Genomic DNA, 14,312 nt, shown 5'->3' with positions numbered 1-14,312 from the left:
GTGCCGGAGGGCAGGACGATTACTCGCCCGAGCCTTCGCCGTGGCCCTGGTGCGGCGCCGGAGCGTCGCGGTCCAGCAGCGCCTTCATCGACAGCTTGATGCGGCCCTTCTCGTCGGTCTCGAGCACCTTGACCTTGACGATCTGACCTTCGCTCAGGAAGTCGGTGACCTTCTCGACGCGCTGGTGCGCGATCTGGCTGATGTGCAGCAGGCCGTCCTTGCCGGGCAGGATGTTGACCAGCGCGCCGAAGTCCAGGATCTTGGTGACCGGGCCTTCGTAGACCTTGCCGATCTCGGCTTCCGCGGTGATCTCGGCGATGCGCTTCTTGGCGATCTCGGCCTTGGCGCCGTCGGTCGACGCGATCGTGATCGTGCCGTCTTCGCCGATGTCGATCTGCGTGCCGGTCTCTTCGGTCAGCGCGCGGATGGTGGCGCCGCCCTTGCCGATCACGTCACGGATCTTCTCCGGATTGATCTTCATCGTGTACAGGCGGGGCGCGAACTGCGAGATCTCGGCGTTGGCCGCGCCTTGCGCGCCGACCATGGCTTCCAGGATGTGCAGACGGGCTTCCTTGGCCTGCGCCAGGGCGACCTGCATGATCTCCTTGGTGATGCCCTGGATCTTGATGTCCATCTGCAGCGCGGTGATGCCCGAGGTCGTGCCGGCCACCTTGAAGTCCATGTCGCCCAGGTGATCTTCATCGCCCAGGATGTCGGTCAGCACGGCGAAGCGGTTGGCGTCCTTGATCAGGCCCATGGCGATGCCGGCGACGTGCGCCTTCAGCGGCACGCCGGCGTCCAGCAGCGACAGGCAGCCGCCGCAGACCGACGCCATCGACGAGGAGCCGTTGGACTCGGTGATTTCCGAGACGACGCGGATCGAGTACGGGAAGTCTTCCTTGGTCGGCAGCACGGCGACGAGCGCGCGCTTGGCCAGACGGCCGTGGCCGATTTCGCGGCGCTTGGGGCTGCCCACGCGACCGGTTTCGCCGGTGGCGAACGGGGGCATGTTGTAGTGCAGCATGAAGCGCTCGGAGTACTCGCCGGCCAGCGCGTCGATGGTCTGCGCGTCGCGGTCGGTGCCCAGCGTCGCGGCGACCAGCGCCTGCGTTTCGCCGCGGGTGAACAGCGACGAGCCGTGGGCGCGCGGCAGCACGCCATTGCGGATCTCGATGGCGCGGACGGTGCGGGTGTCGCGACCGTCGATGCGCGGCTCGCCGGCCAGGATCTGGCCGCGCACGATGCGGGCTTCGATCTCGAACAGCAGGCCGTCGACTTCGACGCCGTCGAACTCGGTGCCTTCGGCCGTCAGGGCAGCCTTGACCTTCGAGTAGGCCGAGCGGCAGGCTTCGGTGCGGGCCTGCTTCGAACGGATCTGGTAGGCCGCGCGCAGCTCTTCCTCGGCCAGGGCAGTCACCTTGGCGATGAAGGCCTCATCCTTGGCCGGGGCGGCCCAGTTCCAGGACGGCTTGCCGGCGTCGCGGACCAGGTCGTTGATCGCGGCGATGGCGGTCTTGCCCTGGTCGTGACCGAAGGTCACGGCGCCCAGCATGATGTCTTCGCTGAGCTGGTCAGCTTCGGACTCGACCATCAGCACGGCGGCTTCGGTACCGGCGACGACCAGGTCCAGCTTGGAGTCGAGCAGCTGGGTCTTGCCCGGGTTCAGCACGTACTCGCCGTTGACGTAGCCCACGCGGGCGGCGCCGATCGGGCCGTTGAACGGGATGCCGGAGATGGCCAGCGCGGCGCTGGTGGCGATCAGGGCGGCGATGTCGGCCTGGACTTCAGGGTTCAGCGACACCGTGTGGACCACGACCTGGACTTCGTTGAAGAAGCCTTCCGGGAACAGCGGGCGGATCGGGCGGTCGATCAGGCGCGAGGTCAGGGTCTCGAGTTCGCTCGGACGGCCTTCACGCTTGAAGAAGCTGCCGGGGATCTTGCCGGCGGCGTAGGTCTTCTCGATGTAGTCGACGGTCAGCGGGAAGAAGTCCTGGCCGGCCTTCGGGGAGGACTTGGCGACGACGGTCGCCAACACCACGGTGTCCTCGATGTTCACCAGCACGGCGCCGGAGGATTGACGGGCGATCTCGCCGGTCTCCATCACGACTTGATGTTGGCCCCATTGGAAGGTCTTCACGACCTTGTTGAACATGCTCATTCGAGTTCTCCTCAGTTCAGGGATGCGCCGCTCACGGTGCGGCGCAGGACCGGGAGTGAAACTGGGTTTGGCGGGATGCCATTCCAGAGCGGCTGCCTGCGGCCGGTGCCGGCAAGCGCTCTGGAATGACACATCGGCGCCACGTCAGTTCAACTCCGTTGTGTGACCGGTCCGCTGACCGGTCGGGCCGCCTGCCGGAACACTCCGGCCGACGGCACGCAGAAACGACAAAGAGCCTGTTGGAGTCAGACCAATCAGGCTCTTTGCTTTCATGCGCCGATTACTTGCGCAGACCCAGCTTCTGGATCAGGGCGGTGTAACGGTCGGCGTCCTTCTTCTTCAGGTAGGCCAGCAGGCTCTTGCGCGCGTTGACCATCTTCAGCAGACCGCGACGGCCGTGGTGGTCCTTGGCGTGCAGCTTGAAGTGGGGGGTCAGTTCGTTGATGCGCGCGGTCAGCAGGGCCACTTGCACTTCCGGCGAGCCGGTGTCGTTGGCGCTGCGCGCGTTGGCCTTGACGATCTCGGCCTTGTTTTGGTCGAAGCTGGACATGATGCGTTCCTTGTTCCGGAATGATTCGGAAGGTCCGCCGGCATGCCCGTGAAGGCGTCAAGTGCGCAGACGGTTTCCGAGGTTTGACTTGCGATCACAGGTGAAACCGACCCGTGTCGTGCTGATTGCATTCCACCACTCTTGGGGACTAACCCTGGGAGCTGGCGAAAAACCCACGGAGTATATCTGATTCACCATCGCCCGGCGAACCTCGCCCGGCGCATGGCCCCTGCGGACCGAGGATTCAGCGGGGGCGCGCCATCCGGCAGACGGACGGCTGCTGCGCCTGAGCGGTATCGAAGAAGCGTAACGTGCGGAAGCCGTAGCCGGAGCCTTCGTTGTCGTGCGGCGTCCCGGCCTCGCCGGCGCGGCGCATGACGCTGACGTACAGCGGCTGCTGGAGCTGGTGGTCCGCGGGCCGCATCCAGCCCTGGTGGGCGACGCCGAGCGGCCGGCCGTCGAGCTTCAGGCCCTCCAGCGCCAGCGCGACCGCCTTCGGGTCCGTGCTGCCGGCCTTCTCCATCGCGGCGACCAGCATCTCGATCATCAATTGCATCCGCGCATGGAGATAGGCGTGCTCCGGCTTCGGAAAGCGCTGGCGGAACGCCGCGTAGAAGCGCTCCGAGTCCGCGGTGCCGACGTTGGGGTGCCACTCGGCCACCGCCAGCACGCGATCGACGCCCGCCTCGCCCAGCACGCCGGGCACGCCCAGCGCATTGCCGTAGAAGGTGTAGAAGCGCGCGTCGAGCCCGATGTCCTTCGCCGCCTTGATCAGCAGCGTCAGGTCGTTCCCCCAGTTCCCGGTGAGCACCGCCTGGGCGCCGCTGGTACGGATCTTGGTCGCGTAGGGCAGAAAATCCTTCACGCGGCCGAGCGGATGAAGCTCGTCGCCGACGATCTGCAGGTCGGGGCGTCGCTCGGCCAGCATCGCCCTCGCCTGCTCGCGCAGATGCTGGCCGAAGCTGTAGTCCTGGCCGATCAGGTAGAGGCGCTTGAGGTGCTTGTCCTGGGCGATCACCTCGACCAGCGCCGCCAGGCGCATGTCGGTGTGGGCATCGAAACGGAAGCGCCAGAAGCTGCACTGCGCGCCGGTCAGCGCCGGATCGACGGCCGCGTAGTTGAGGAACAGCGCGCGGCGGTCGGGCTCGCGGGCGTTGTGGCGCTCGAGCGCGCCGATCAGCGCGCCCGCCACGGCGGAGCTGTTGCCCTGGAGGACCACCGGGATGCGCTGGTCCGTCGCCGAGCGCAGCATCGACAGCGACTCCTCGACGGAGCCCTTGCTGTCGAAGCGCACGATCTCCAGGCGCCGCGCGCCGCCCGGCAGCTTCACGCCGCCGCGCGCGTTGACACGTTCGGTCGCCCAGACGAGGTTGCGGAACACGGCCTCGCCACCGTTGCCGAGTGGACCGGACAGGCCTTCGATCAATGCGAGCCGGATCGGCGTCGAGGAAGCGACGTCTGCGACAAGGGCCGACGAAGGATCCAGCGTCGACGTCGGAGCGGATTGTGCGAACGCGACGTCCGTCACCACGGACAGGACAGCCATCGCGGCGGTCAACGCGACCACCGCCCTCCTCGTCCAAGGCCTCACAGCTGGGCCAGGCTGGCGAGTTGCGACAGATCCCAGCGCGGCTTGACCTCGAAGCCACCGCCGCGCGTCAGGTTCGCCATGTCGCGCTGCAAGCGCAGGCCGGCCGCGAGCGCGATCATGGCGCCGTTGTCCGTGCACAGGTGCAACTCGGGATAGTGGACGCGCACGCGGCGCTTCTCGCAGGCCGCATCCAACTGTTCGCGCAGGCGCTTGTTGGCGCCGACGCCGCCCGCCACGACCAGGCGCTTCAGGCCGGTCTCCTTCAGCGCGAGCAGCGCCTTCTTGACCAGCACCTCGACGATGGCGGCCTGCGTCGAGGCTGCCAGATCGGCGCGCTGCGGCTCGGTGATGCCACCGGGTTGTGCTTCGAGCTTGCGGACCTGCGTCAGCACCGCCGTCTTCAGACCGGCGAAGCTGAAGTCCGGCTTGCCGCTGTGCATGAGCGGACGCGGCAGCGTGAAGGCCTCCGGATTCCCCAGCTCCGCCAGCTTCGACAGATGCGGGCCGCCGGGATACGGCAGGCCGAGCAGCTTGGCGGACTTGTCGAAGGCTTCGCCGGCGGCATCGTCGATGGTCTCGCCAAGCAACTCGTAGCTGCCGACGTCGTCGACACGCATCAGCTGCGTGTGGCCGCCGGATACCAGCAGTGCGACGAACGGGAACTCCGGCGGATCCGCTGAGAGGAACGGCGACAGCAGATGCCCTTCGAGGTGATGGATGCCCATCACCGGCCGATCGAGCGCCGCACCCAGCGACGCGGCGACGCCCGCGCCCACCAGCAGCGCGCCGGCAAGACCCGGCCCCTGCGTGTAGGCGACGACGTCGACATCCGCCAGCGATAGCCCGGCGGCCGCGAGCACCTCGCGGGTCAACGGCAGCACGCGGCGGATGTGGTCGCGCGAGGCCAGCTCGGGCACGACACCACCATACGCCTGGTGCATCGTGATCTGGCTGTGCAGCGCATGCGCGAGCAGCGTCGGCACGCCGTCGCCGGACGCGTCGACCAGCGCCACGCCGGTTTCGTCGCAGGAGGATTCGATGCCGAGGACGCGCATGGGATCAGTCGTTCCGCTTCGCAGGGCGAAGGCTCAATGGTTTTCTTTGGCGTGGTTGATCGAGTACTTGGGGATCTCGACCGTCACGTCCTTGTTGGACAGGATGGCTTGGCAGGACAGGCGCGAGTTGGGCTCCAGGCCCCAGGCGCGGTCCAGCATGTCTTCCTCGTTCTCTTCCATTTCGGACAGGGACGCGAAGCCCTCGCGCACGATCACGTGGCAGGTCGTGCAGGCACAGACCTGGTCGCAGGCGTGCTCGATGTCGATGTGGTTGTCGAGCATCGCCTCGCAGATCGTCGTGCCGGAGGGGGCCTCGATCGACTTGCCTTCGGGCGCGTATTCGGGATGGGGAAGGATCTTGATGACGGGCATGGGGAGGTGTCCTTGAGGCTGGCGAGCGGAGCTTTTCCGGCTGGGCGTCGGCTTGCGTTCAGACCTGGTCGATGCTGAGGCCGGTGAGGGCCTGCTGGATGCCGCGGTTCATGCGCGCGGCGGCGAAGGCCTCGGTGCCCTTGGCCAGCGCCTCGACGGCGGCGGTGATCGCGTCGGCATCCGCGACCGCGTCGTCGGCCTGCGCCTTCGCGAGCAGGTCCGTCTGCAGCGCGGCGATCTCGGCGCGTTCGGCGTCGCTGAGGAGGTCGCCGTCGGCGCGCAGCGCGGACTGGGTCGCGAGGATCATGCGCTCGGCGTCGACGCGCGCTTCGCGCAGCTTGCGGGCGACCATGTCGCCCTCGGCGCTGGCGAAGCCTTCGCGCAGCATCGTCGCGATCTGATCGTCGGAGAGGCCGTAGCTCGGCTTGACCTGCACCGCCGCCTCGACGCCCGAGCCCAGCTCGCGCGCGGAAACGCTCAGCAGGCCGTCGGCGTCGACCTGGAAGGTCACGCGGATGCGGGCGGCACCGGCCACCATCGGCGGAATGCCGCGCAGCTCGAAGCGCGCCAGCGAGCGGCACTCGCTCACCAGCTCACGCTCGCCTTGCAGCACGTGCACCGCCAGCGCGGTCTGACCGTCCTTGAAGGTGGTGAAGTCCTGCGCCTTCGCCACGGGGATGGTGGCGTTGCGCTCGATGATGCGCTCGACCAGGCCGCCCATGGTTTCCAGCCCCAGCGACAGCGGGATCACGTCCAGCAGCAGGATCTCGCCGTCCGAGCTGTTGCCGGCCAGTTGATTGGCCTGCACGGACGCGCCCAGCGCGACGACTTCGTCGGGATTCAGGTCGGTCAGGACTTCGCGGCCGAACAGCTCGCCGACGACGCGGCGCACGATCGGCATGCGCGTGGAACCGCCCACCATCACCGTGCCCTGCACCTCGTCCGCGGCGACCTTTGCGTCGCGCAGCACGCGGCGCACGGCCAGCAGTGTCTTGTTGACCAGCGGCTGGGCCAGTTCGTCGAACTGGCCGCGCGAGACCTCGACGCTCAGCGCGCCGGCGTCGAGCGTGGCGCTCAAGGTCACGCGCTCGTGGTCGGTCAGCGATTCCTTGGCTTCGCGCGCCGCGACCAGCACGCGGCGCTTGTCCGCCGCGCTGCTCACGCGCAGGCCCGCCTGCGCCAGCGCCCAGTCGGCCAGCAGGCGATCGAAGTCGTCGCCGCCGAGCTGCGCGTCGCCACCGGTGGCGACCACTTCGAACACGCCCTTCGTCAGGCGCAGCAGCGAGATGTCGAAGGTGCCGCCGCCCAGGTCGTAGACGGCATAGAGGCCCTCGTTGCCGGTGTCGAGTCCGTAGGCGATCGCGGCGGCGGTGGGCTCGTTGATCAGGCGCAGCACGTTCAGGCCCGCAAGCTGCGCGGCATCCTTGGTCGCCTGGCGCTGCGCGTCGTCGAAGTACGCGGGCACCGTGATGACGGCGCCGAACAGGTCGTCGTTGAAGGTGTCTTCGGCACGCTGGCGCAGCGTGGCCAGGATCTCCGCGCTGATCTCGACCGGCGACTTCAGGCCCTCGCGCGTGGCCACGCTCAGCATGCCGGGCGTGTCCTCGAAGCGGTACGGGAGCTTGTCGCGGTTCGCGATGTCGTCGAGGCGGCGGCCCATGAAGCGCTTCACCGAGACGATGGTGTTCTCCGGATCCTCGGCCTGCGCGGCGAGCGCGTCGTAGCCGAACTGGCGGCGGCCTTCCGGCATCACGCGCACGGCCGACGGCAGGATCACGCGGCCCTGGTCGTCCGGCAGGCACTCGGCGACGCCGTGGCGCACCGACGCCACCAGCGAATGCGTCGTGCCGAGGTCGATGCCCACCGCGATGCGGCGCTGATGGGGATCGGGCGACGCGCCGGGTTCGGAGATTTGCAGCAGGGCCATGGTGTGTTGTCTTGTTCTTCGGATGTCGATGAGGCGATCCCGGGCGCTCGTGGTCGTTCCGGCCTCAGGAATGCTCAAGCGTGTCGAGTCGATGGTCGATGTCCGAGCGGAAACGCGCCAGGAACATCAGCGCGCGCACCGACTCGGCGGCGCCGGCGGCGTTGCCCTCGTCGTCGAGCTGGCGGCCGGCCTGCGCCAGCAGCGCGCGCTCGCGGTCGGCGACCTGCTTGTCGATGGCGAGGATCGCATCGGGCGTCTTCGCCTCGTCGAGCGACTCACGCCATTCCATCTGCTCCATCAGGAACGCCGCGGGCATCCGGGTGTTCTCGTTGGCCTGGATAGGCGCGCCGCGCAGCTCGCAGAGGTAGGACGCGCGCTTGAGCGGATCGCGCAGGCGCTGGTGCGCCTCGTTGACGCGCAGCGCCCATTGCATCGCCAGGCGTTGCGACGCCGCGCCGTCGGCGGCGAAGCGGTCCGGATGCACCTTGGCCGCGAGCGCCTTCCAGCGCTCGGCAATCTCGGCGCCGTCCTGCGCGAAGCGCTGCGGCAGTCCGAAGAGGATGAAGTCGTCGTCGTCGAGTTTCATGAACTCACGCTCGGCGCGAAGCCGAATCAATCGCACGAACAAAAAAGCGCGGCACCGTGGCCGCGCCTTCTCTCGCTAGCGAACTCAGACGCGGAAGGACTCGCCGCAGCCGCAGCGATCCTTTTCGCGAGGATTGCGGAACTTGAAGCCCTCGTTCAGGCCCTCGCGGACGAAGTCCAGCTCGGTGCCATCCAGGTACGGCAAGCTCTTCGGGTCGATCAGCACCTTCACGCCATGGCCTTCGAAGATCACGTCCTCGGGGGCCACCTCGTCGGCGTACTCCAGCTTGTAGGCCAGGCCCGAGCAGCCGGTGGTCTTCACGCCCAGGCGCACGCCCACGCCACGACCGCGCTTGGCGATGTAGCGCGTGACGTGCCGCGCCGCGGCTTCGGTCAGGGTGACGGACATCATGGACCTCAGGCCGTCGCGGTCGCGCCTGCGTCGGCGTTCTGACCGTGCTTGGCGCGGTAGTCGTCCACCGCGGCCTTGATCGCATCTTCCGCCAGGATCGAGCAGTGGATCTTCACCGGCGGCAGGGCCAGTTCTTCCGCGATCTGGTTGTTCTTGATGGACAGCGCCTGATCCAGCGTCTTGCCCTTGACCCACTCGGTGACCAGCGAGCTCGACGCGATCGCCGAACCGCAGCCGTAGGTCTTGAACTTGGCGTCCTCGATCAGGCCGGTCGCGGGGTTGACCTTGATCTGGAGCTTCATCACGTCGCCGCAGGCCGGCGCGCCGACCATGCCGGTGCCGACGGACTCGTCGCCCTTGTCGAAGCCGCCCACGTTGCGGGGATTCTCGTAGTGGTCGATGACCTTGTCGCTGTATGCCATGTCGTGTTCTCCAACAACTTTGTCTTGATGAACTGCGTCGTTCGTTTCGCCGTCAGCGGACGCTCAATGCGCCGCCCACTGGATGGTGCTGATGTCGACGCCTTCCTTGTACATGTCCCACAGCGGGGACAGTTCGCGCAGCTTGGCGACCCGGTCCTTCAGCAGCGAGACGGCGTAGTCGATTTCCTCTTCGGTCGTGAAACGGCCGATCGTCATGCGCAGCGAGGAATGCGCCAACTCGTCGCTGCGACCCAGGGCGCGCAGCACGTAGCTCGGTTCCAGGCTCGCGGACGTGCAGGCCGAACCCGACGACACGGCGATGCCCTTGATGCCCATGATCAGCGACTCGCCCTCGACGTAATTGAACGAGGCGTTGACGTTGTGGGGCACGCGGCGGGTCAGGTCGCCGTTGAGGAACACCTGCTCGATGTCCTTCAGGCCGTCCAGCAGGCGCTGCTGCAGCGCCTTGATGCGGGGCAGCTCGGTGGCCATCTCCTCGCGGGCGATGCGGTAGGCTTCGCCCATGCCGACGATCTGGTGCGTCGGCAGCGTGCCCGAACGCAGGCCGCGCTCGTGACCGCCGCCGTGCATCTGCGCTTCCAGGCGCACGCGCGGCTTGCGACGCACGTACAGGGCGCCGATGCCCTTGGGGCCGTAGGACTTGTGCGAAGCCAGACTCATCAGGTCGACGGGCAGCGTGGTCAGGTCGATCTCGACCTTGCCGGTGGCCTGCGCGGCGTCGACGTGGAAGACGATGCCCTTCTCGCGGCACAGCGCGCCGATGGTCGGGATGTCCTGGATCACGCCGATCTCGTTGTTCACGAACATCACCGAGATCAGGATCGTGTCGGGGCGGATGGCCGCCTTCAGCACGTCCAGGTCGATCAGGCCGTCTTCCTTGACGTCGAGGTAGGTGACCTCGAAGCCCTGGCGCTCCAGCTCACGCGTCGTGTCGAGCACGGCCTTGTGCTCGGTCTTGATCGTGATCAGGTGCTTGCCGCGCGACTGGTAGAAGTTGGCCGCGCCCTTGATGGCGAGGTTGTTCGACTCGGTCGCGCCGGAGGTCCAGACGATCTCGCGCGGATCCGCGCCGATCAGCTTGGCGACTTCGACGCGCGCCTTCTCCACGGCCTCTTCCGCCTCCCAGCCCCACGCGTGACTGCGCGACGCCGGATTGCCGAAGTGCTCGCGCAGCCACGGAATCATCGCGTCGACGACGCGCGGGTCCACCGGCGTGGTGGCGCCGTAGTCCATGTAGATGGGGAAGTGCGGGGTCATGTCCATGGGAACGTTCTTCTTGTCGACTACTGAATGGTTGACGTGGACCGGAGGGCCGGAATCACTTGCTCATCGCATTACCGAGCGCGAACACGGAATTCGGCGCGGTGATGCGGATGGGCTTGACGACGGGGGTGCTCGAGATGGCGCGCTTGATCGGCGCTTCCTCGACGGTGACGCCCTTGGCGAGCTGGTCGTCGACGAGCTTGCGCAGCGTGACCGAGTCGAGGTACTCGATCATCTTGTTGTTGAGCGCCGTCCACAGGTCGTGCGTGATGCAGCGGCCGGTGTCGTCGCCCATGCAGTTTTCCTTGCCGCCGCAGCCGGTGGCGTCGATGGGTTCGTCGACGGCGACGATGATGTCGGCGACGGTGATCTCATCGGAGCGGCGGCCCAGCGAATAACCGCCGCCGGGACCGCGGGTGGATTCGACCAGCTGGTGGCGGCGGAGCTTGCCGAACAGCTGCTCCAGATAGGACAGCGAGATCTGCTGGCGCTGGCTGATCGCCGCCAGCGCGACGGGCCCGCCGTTTTCGCGCAGGGCCAGATCGATCATCGCGGTGACGGCAAAACGACCTTTGGTGGTGAGACGCATCGAACTTCTCCTTGGCGCCCGTGTCGGGCTACAGGACATGGAGGCGGCGGCTCGGCTGACGCCGGGTCGACTCACGGAGCAGAGGGTTAACCCCCGCTAAGTCCGACCATTTTACTCAATTAAGAAGAAGCTTGCTCGGGTTACCCCGGACAGGGACTGAGGGGGCCTGTTCAGCCCAGGCGGCTGGCCGCGATCTGGGCCAGACGACCGCATCCGGACTCCAGCAGATCGAGCACCTGCTCGAATCCGTCCGCACCGCCGTAATACGGATCTGGTACCTCGATCTCCCCGGAAGCAGGGAAATCCGGTGCTGCAGCGCAGCAGGACAGCGTCGGCGGAGTTCGCGCAGGTGGCCGCCGTCCATGGCGATCAGCAGATCAAAGCGCTCGAAATCATCGGTGCGGAGCGCGCGCGCCCGTTGATCGCCCAGCTCATAGCCCCTTTTTAGGGCGTGGTCTTGGGAGCGTTCGTCCGGGGCCTCGCCGGCATGCCAGCCCTGGACGCCGGCGGAGTCGACAAGCACGCGGTCCGCCAGGCCCAAGGCCGTCAGTTGATGGCGGAGCACGCCCTCAGCGGTTGGAGAGCGACAGATGTTTCCAGTGCAAACAAAGAGGATGGAGAGCTCGGCAGCCATGAGGGGGTATTGTGGCTTGGCCCGGGATTTGCCCTTCCACCGTTCCCAACCTTTGGAAAGCTGCCATGAGCCTCTCGCAAATCGAAACCATCCGCGTCGCCCGTTTGCAGTTGATCGACCTCGGTGACGAGAAAACCGCTGCGCTGCTGGCATGGGCCCTGGAGGACAAGGCCGTCAGCGCCCAGGACGCAGCCGATCCGCGTTCGCCAGATCCGCGATCGGCGACAGCAGCGCGCGATTGAACGCCTCCACCGGGAGGCCGTCACGGACGCGACGCGGCCAGTCCGCATGCGTCAGCGCGCCGCGACCCAGCGCGATCACGGTCGCCTCCTCGCGATCAAGCATGTCGGCCGCCCGGCCTGCGTCATGCAGCGAGCCGTTCGCGATCACCGGCACCGAGCCGTGGCGCTGCGCCAGCAACGCCAGGCTCGGCCCCTCGCCGAAGGCAGGCTGCCAGGCTTCGAACTCCGTCGTGTGGAGGTAGTCGATCGGCGTCGCCGACAGCGTGCGGAACACGGTCGCCGCGTCCGCCTCGCCGCCGCGCCACTTGTGCGCGAAATCGTTGACCTTGCCTTGCGACACCCGATAGCCCACGGCGAAGTCCACCCCTACCGCGCGACGGACAGCCTGGATCGTGTCGACGCCCAGCCTCAAGCGTGCCCTCAGATCGCCGCCGTAGCCGTCCGACCGCTGATTCGTGTGCTCGGTGAGGAACTGGTCGAGCAGGTAGCCATTCGCACCGTGGATCTCCACGCCGTCGAAGCCCACCTCCCGCGCCCGCACCGCCGCGCTCGCGAAACCGTCGATCGCCTCTGCGACCTCTTCAGCCGACATCTCCTCCGGCATCCGATACGGCCCTTCTCCGCGATAGAAGGACATCTGCGCGCCCGCCGGCTGGATCGCCGACGGCCCCTTCGCTGGCACCCGATGCGGGTTCCCTTGCGAGATCGCTCCCGCGTGCATCAACTGGGCGACGATCTTTCCGCCTGCCGCATGAACGCGGTCGACGATTGGCCGCCAAGCGTCGCGATGCGCCTCATCCGCCAATCCAGGCTGATGGAGATACCCCTGCGCGAACGCCCGATCGGTATAGATCCCTTCCGTGATCACGAGACCGAAGCCGCCCGCGGCGAATTCGGCGTAGTACTCGGCCATCCGGGGTGTCGCCCGGCCGTCCGCCAGCGCGCTGACACGCGTCATCGGGGCTACGGCCATCCGGTTGGCGATCTGGAGCGGCCCCAGCGCAGCCGGAGAGAACAGGCTTGATACGGTCATCTCAGCGCTCCTGACCGTCGGCCACGGCGGGAGCGCCTGCCACCGCGGCGATGGCTTCGATCTCGATCATTGCGTCCGGCGTGTAGAGCGCCTTGATCTCCGCGATCGTGTCGGCCGGATACGGCGCCGAGAAGAACTTGCGGCGCAGGGTCACGACATCGTCGAAGTGCCCCATGTCGGTCACGAAGATGGTGACCTTGATGACGTGCTTCAAGCTCGAGCCGCCGGCTTCGAGCGCCCGGCGCAGGTTCGCGAAGGCCTGCTCGCCCTGCGCGAGAAAGCCACCCCGGACGATCTTGCCGTCGTCGCCTGCCCCCGCCTGGCCAGAGATGAACAGAAGACCGCCCACCTTGATGCCCTGCGACAGCAGGAAGGGTTCATAGGGGTCGGGAGTCGTGATGACGCGTTCCAGCATGGTTGCATTCCTCTCATTCGTTTCGGATGACGATGTGCCGTCCGTGGGAGAACGATAGAGAGGGCGACGAGGCGCGACAAAGGTTCAATTGTCAGGCGTAAGATGAATCAATCTCATCCGTAGGGCGCATGCATGGACCGCCGGTCGCTTCCGCTTTCCGCGTTGCGTGCTTTCGAGGCGGCGGCGCGACTGGGCAGTTTCAAAGCCGCCGCGGAGGAACTCGCCGTCACGTCGACGGCAATCAGTCACCAGATCCGCGGCCTGGAAGCGCTCAGTGGCGTCTCGCTGTTCGAGCGCCAGGTGCGGCGGGTGACGCTCACCGAGGCCGGTGCACAGCTCTACCCCGTGCTGCGGGATGGACTTGACGCGTTCCAAGCTGCGTTGGAGCGTTTGACGCAACCGCGTCGACGCCCGCAGGTGGCGATCTCGGCGACGAACGCCTTCACGGTGAAATGGCTGGTGCCGCGAATGGCGGACTTCCGGCGCCTGCAACCGGGCATCGACTTGCAACTGCAGGCCTCGGACGACGTGGTCGACCTGCGCTCCACGGCCGTGGACATCGCCATCCGCTACGGACGAGGCCCCTACCCCGAGCTCACGGTCGAGCCGCTGTTCACGGATCACTTCGCGCCGGTGGCGAATCCTCGATTGGCGGTGCGATCCATCGCCGACCTGACGCGCGTGCCGCTGATCCATTTCGACTGGAAACGCGCGCAACCGGAGAACCCCACGTGGGAGCGCTGGTTTGCCGCAGCCGGCGTCGAAGGTCTGTCATCGGCGGGCCAGTTGCGCTTCTCGGACGAAGGGCATGCGATCCAGGCCGCGGTTGCCGGCCACGGCGTCGCGCTGGTGAGTCAGGCCCTGATTGCCGACGAACTCGCGGCCGGCCACCTCGTCCAGCCTTTCGGCCCGGCGATCACAGGACACACCTACCACGTGGCCCTCAGCAAGGAACGCAGACCGTCCGCCAGCGCGGAGGCCGTCGTGGCCTGGCTGAAGGCGCAGGCGGCACTCTCCTGACGCCAGCGGCGATTATCGATCCT

At 67.2% G+C, this 14,312-nt stretch carries 14 protein-coding genes and 1 pseudogene; 1 reads left to right on the top strand and 14 read right to left on the bottom strand.

All coding sequences use genetic code 11. The features are described 5' to 3' along the window. Window positions 1-19: 19 nt before the first annotated feature. The 14 genes and pseudogenes from pnp to ACQ859_RS14775 all read right to left on the bottom strand — a co-directional run bounded on the left by pnp (window position 20) and on the right by ACQ859_RS14775 (window position 13,269). The gene (pnp, locus tag ACQ859_RS14840) at window positions 20-2,158 is read right to left on the bottom strand and encodes a polyribonucleotide nucleotidyltransferase (RefSeq protein WP_431266412.1); all 2,139 of its coding nucleotides are present in this window, start codon (window positions 2,156-2,158) and stop codon (window positions 20-22) included. 280 nt (window positions 2,159-2,438) lie between these two features. Continuing rightward, a complete protein-coding gene (gene rpsO / locus ACQ859_RS14835; RefSeq protein WP_088407458.1) occupies window positions 2,439-2,708 on the bottom strand; it encodes a 30S ribosomal protein S15 in 270 nt (89 codons plus the stop codon). A 244-nt stretch (window positions 2,709-2,952) separates the two neighbouring features. Next, complete coding sequence (locus tag ACQ859_RS14830) at window positions 2,953-4,254, bottom strand: branched-chain amino acid ABC transporter substrate-binding protein (RefSeq protein WP_431266411.1); 1,302 nt, start codon at window positions 4,252-4,254, stop codon at window positions 2,953-2,955. 41 nt (window positions 4,255-4,295) lie between these two features. Further along, window positions 4,296-5,354: a tRNA (adenosine(37)-N6)-threonylcarbamoyltransferase complex transferase subunit TsaD gene (gene tsaD / locus ACQ859_RS14825; protein ID WP_431266410.1), complete on the bottom strand. Its 1,059-nt coding sequence runs from the start codon at window positions 5,352-5,354 to the stop codon at window positions 4,296-4,298. A gap of 33 nt (window positions 5,355-5,387) precedes the next feature. After that, window positions 5,388-5,726, bottom strand: coding sequence for an ISC system 2Fe-2S type ferredoxin (fdx, locus tag ACQ859_RS14820; protein WP_067273474.1), 339 nt, complete (start codon window positions 5,724-5,726; stop codon window positions 5,388-5,390). A 58-nt stretch (window positions 5,727-5,784) separates the two neighbouring features. Beyond that, window positions 5,785-7,653, bottom strand: a complete 1,869-nt coding sequence (gene hscA, locus ACQ859_RS14815) for a Fe-S protein assembly chaperone HscA (RefSeq protein WP_431266409.1) — start codon at window positions 7,651-7,653, stop codon at window positions 5,785-5,787. 64 nt (window positions 7,654-7,717) lie between these two features. Further along, entirely contained in the window at window positions 7,718-8,239 is a 522-nt protein-coding gene (hscB, locus tag ACQ859_RS14810; protein ID WP_431266408.1) for a Fe-S protein assembly co-chaperone HscB, read from the bottom strand. A gap of 84 nt (window positions 8,240-8,323) precedes the next feature. Further along, window positions 8,324-8,647, bottom strand: a complete 324-nt coding sequence (iscA, locus tag ACQ859_RS14805) for an iron-sulfur cluster assembly protein IscA (RefSeq protein WP_067282339.1) — start codon at window positions 8,645-8,647, stop codon at window positions 8,324-8,326. 8 nt (window positions 8,648-8,655) lie between these two features. Next, the gene (iscU, locus tag ACQ859_RS14800) at window positions 8,656-9,072 is read right to left on the bottom strand and encodes a Fe-S cluster assembly scaffold IscU (RefSeq protein ID WP_088407462.1); all 417 of its coding nucleotides are present in this window, start codon (window positions 9,070-9,072) and stop codon (window positions 8,656-8,658) included. A gap of 63 nt (window positions 9,073-9,135) precedes the next feature. Next, complete coding sequence (locus ACQ859_RS14795) at window positions 9,136-10,356, bottom strand: IscS subfamily cysteine desulfurase (protein ID WP_431266407.1); 1,221 nt, start codon at window positions 10,354-10,356, stop codon at window positions 9,136-9,138. A 55-nt stretch (window positions 10,357-10,411) separates the two neighbouring features. Next, window positions 10,412-10,945, bottom strand: coding sequence for a Fe-S cluster assembly transcription factor (locus ACQ859_RS14790; RefSeq protein ID WP_067273486.1), 534 nt, complete (start codon window positions 10,943-10,945; stop codon window positions 10,412-10,414). A gap of 170 nt (window positions 10,946-11,115) precedes the next feature. Further along, window positions 11,116-11,579: pseudogene (locus tag ACQ859_RS14785) on the bottom strand (low molecular weight protein-tyrosine-phosphatase). Between the two features lie 174 nt (window positions 11,580-11,753). Beyond that, window positions 11,754-12,854 carry an NADH:flavin oxidoreductase gene (locus tag ACQ859_RS14780; RefSeq protein ID WP_431266406.1) on the bottom strand — a complete coding sequence of 367 codons (1,101 nt, stop codon included), beginning with the start codon at window positions 12,852-12,854 and terminating at the stop codon, window positions 11,754-11,756. Window position 12,855: 1 nt separating this feature from the next. Next, window positions 12,856-13,269 (bottom strand): RidA family protein, encoded by a 414-nt coding sequence (locus ACQ859_RS14775; protein WP_431266405.1) that lies wholly within the window; start codon window positions 13,267-13,269, stop codon window positions 12,856-12,858. Between the two features lie 132 nt (window positions 13,270-13,401). Between ACQ859_RS14775 and ACQ859_RS14770 the strand changes: the two genes are divergently transcribed. Then, window positions 13,402-14,289 carry a LysR substrate-binding domain-containing protein gene (locus ACQ859_RS14770; RefSeq protein WP_431266404.1) on the top strand — a complete coding sequence of 296 codons (888 nt, stop codon included), beginning with the start codon at window positions 13,402-13,404 and terminating at the stop codon, window positions 14,287-14,289. Window positions 14,290-14,312: the final 23 nt, after the last annotated feature.

Origin of the sequence: Roseateles chitinivorans (genome assembly GCF_050632235.1) — a bacterium.
Lineage (GTDB): Bacteria > Pseudomonadota > Gammaproteobacteria > Burkholderiales > Burkholderiaceae_C > Roseateles > Roseateles chitinivorans_A.
Note: the sequence above shows the minus strand (reverse complement) of the source record. Positions and strands in the feature narration are given on the sequence as shown.

Coding starts and splice junctions, on each gene's coding strand:
- pnp (WP_431266412.1), bottom strand. CDS start 2,158: ATGAGCATGTTCAACAAGGTCGTGAAGACCTTCCAATGGGGCCAACAT.
- rpsO (WP_088407458.1), bottom strand. CDS start 2,708: ATGTCCAGCTTCGACCAAAACAAGGCCGAGATCGTCAAGGCCAACGCG.
- ACQ859_RS14830 (WP_431266411.1), bottom strand. CDS start 4,254: ATGGCTGTCCTGTCCGTGGTGACGGACGTCGCGTTCGCACAATCCGCT.
- tsaD (WP_431266410.1), bottom strand. CDS start 5,354: ATGCGCGTCCTCGGCATCGAATCCTCCTGCGACGAAACCGGCGTGGCG.
- fdx (WP_067273474.1), bottom strand. CDS start 5,726: ATGCCCGTCATCAAGATCCTTCCCCATCCCGAATACGCGCCCGAAGGC.
- hscA (WP_431266409.1), bottom strand. CDS start 7,653: ATGGCCCTGCTGCAAATCTCCGAACCCGGCGCGTCGCCCGATCCCCAT.
- hscB (WP_431266408.1), bottom strand. CDS start 8,239: ATGAAACTCGACGACGACGACTTCATCCTCTTCGGACTGCCGCAGCGC.
- iscA (WP_067282339.1), bottom strand. CDS start 8,647: ATGTCCGTCACCCTGACCGAAGCCGCGGCGCGGCACGTCACGCGCTAC.
- iscU (WP_088407462.1), bottom strand. CDS start 9,072: ATGGCATACAGCGACAAGGTCATCGACCACTACGAGAATCCCCGCAAC.
- ACQ859_RS14795 (WP_431266407.1), bottom strand. CDS start 10,356: ATGGACATGACCCCGCACTTCCCCATCTACATGGACTACGGCGCCACC.
- ACQ859_RS14790 (WP_067273486.1), bottom strand. CDS start 10,945: ATGCGTCTCACCACCAAAGGTCGTTTTGCCGTCACCGCGATGATCGAT.
- ACQ859_RS14780 (WP_431266406.1), bottom strand. CDS start 12,854: ATGACCGTATCAAGCCTGTTCTCTCCGGCTGCGCTGGGGCCGCTCCAG.
- ACQ859_RS14775 (WP_431266405.1), bottom strand. CDS start 13,269: ATGCTGGAACGCGTCATCACGACTCCCGACCCCTATGAACCCTTCCTG.
- ACQ859_RS14770 (WP_431266404.1), top strand. CDS start 13,402: ATGGACCGCCGGTCGCTTCCGCTTTCCGCGTTGCGTGCTTTCGAGGCG.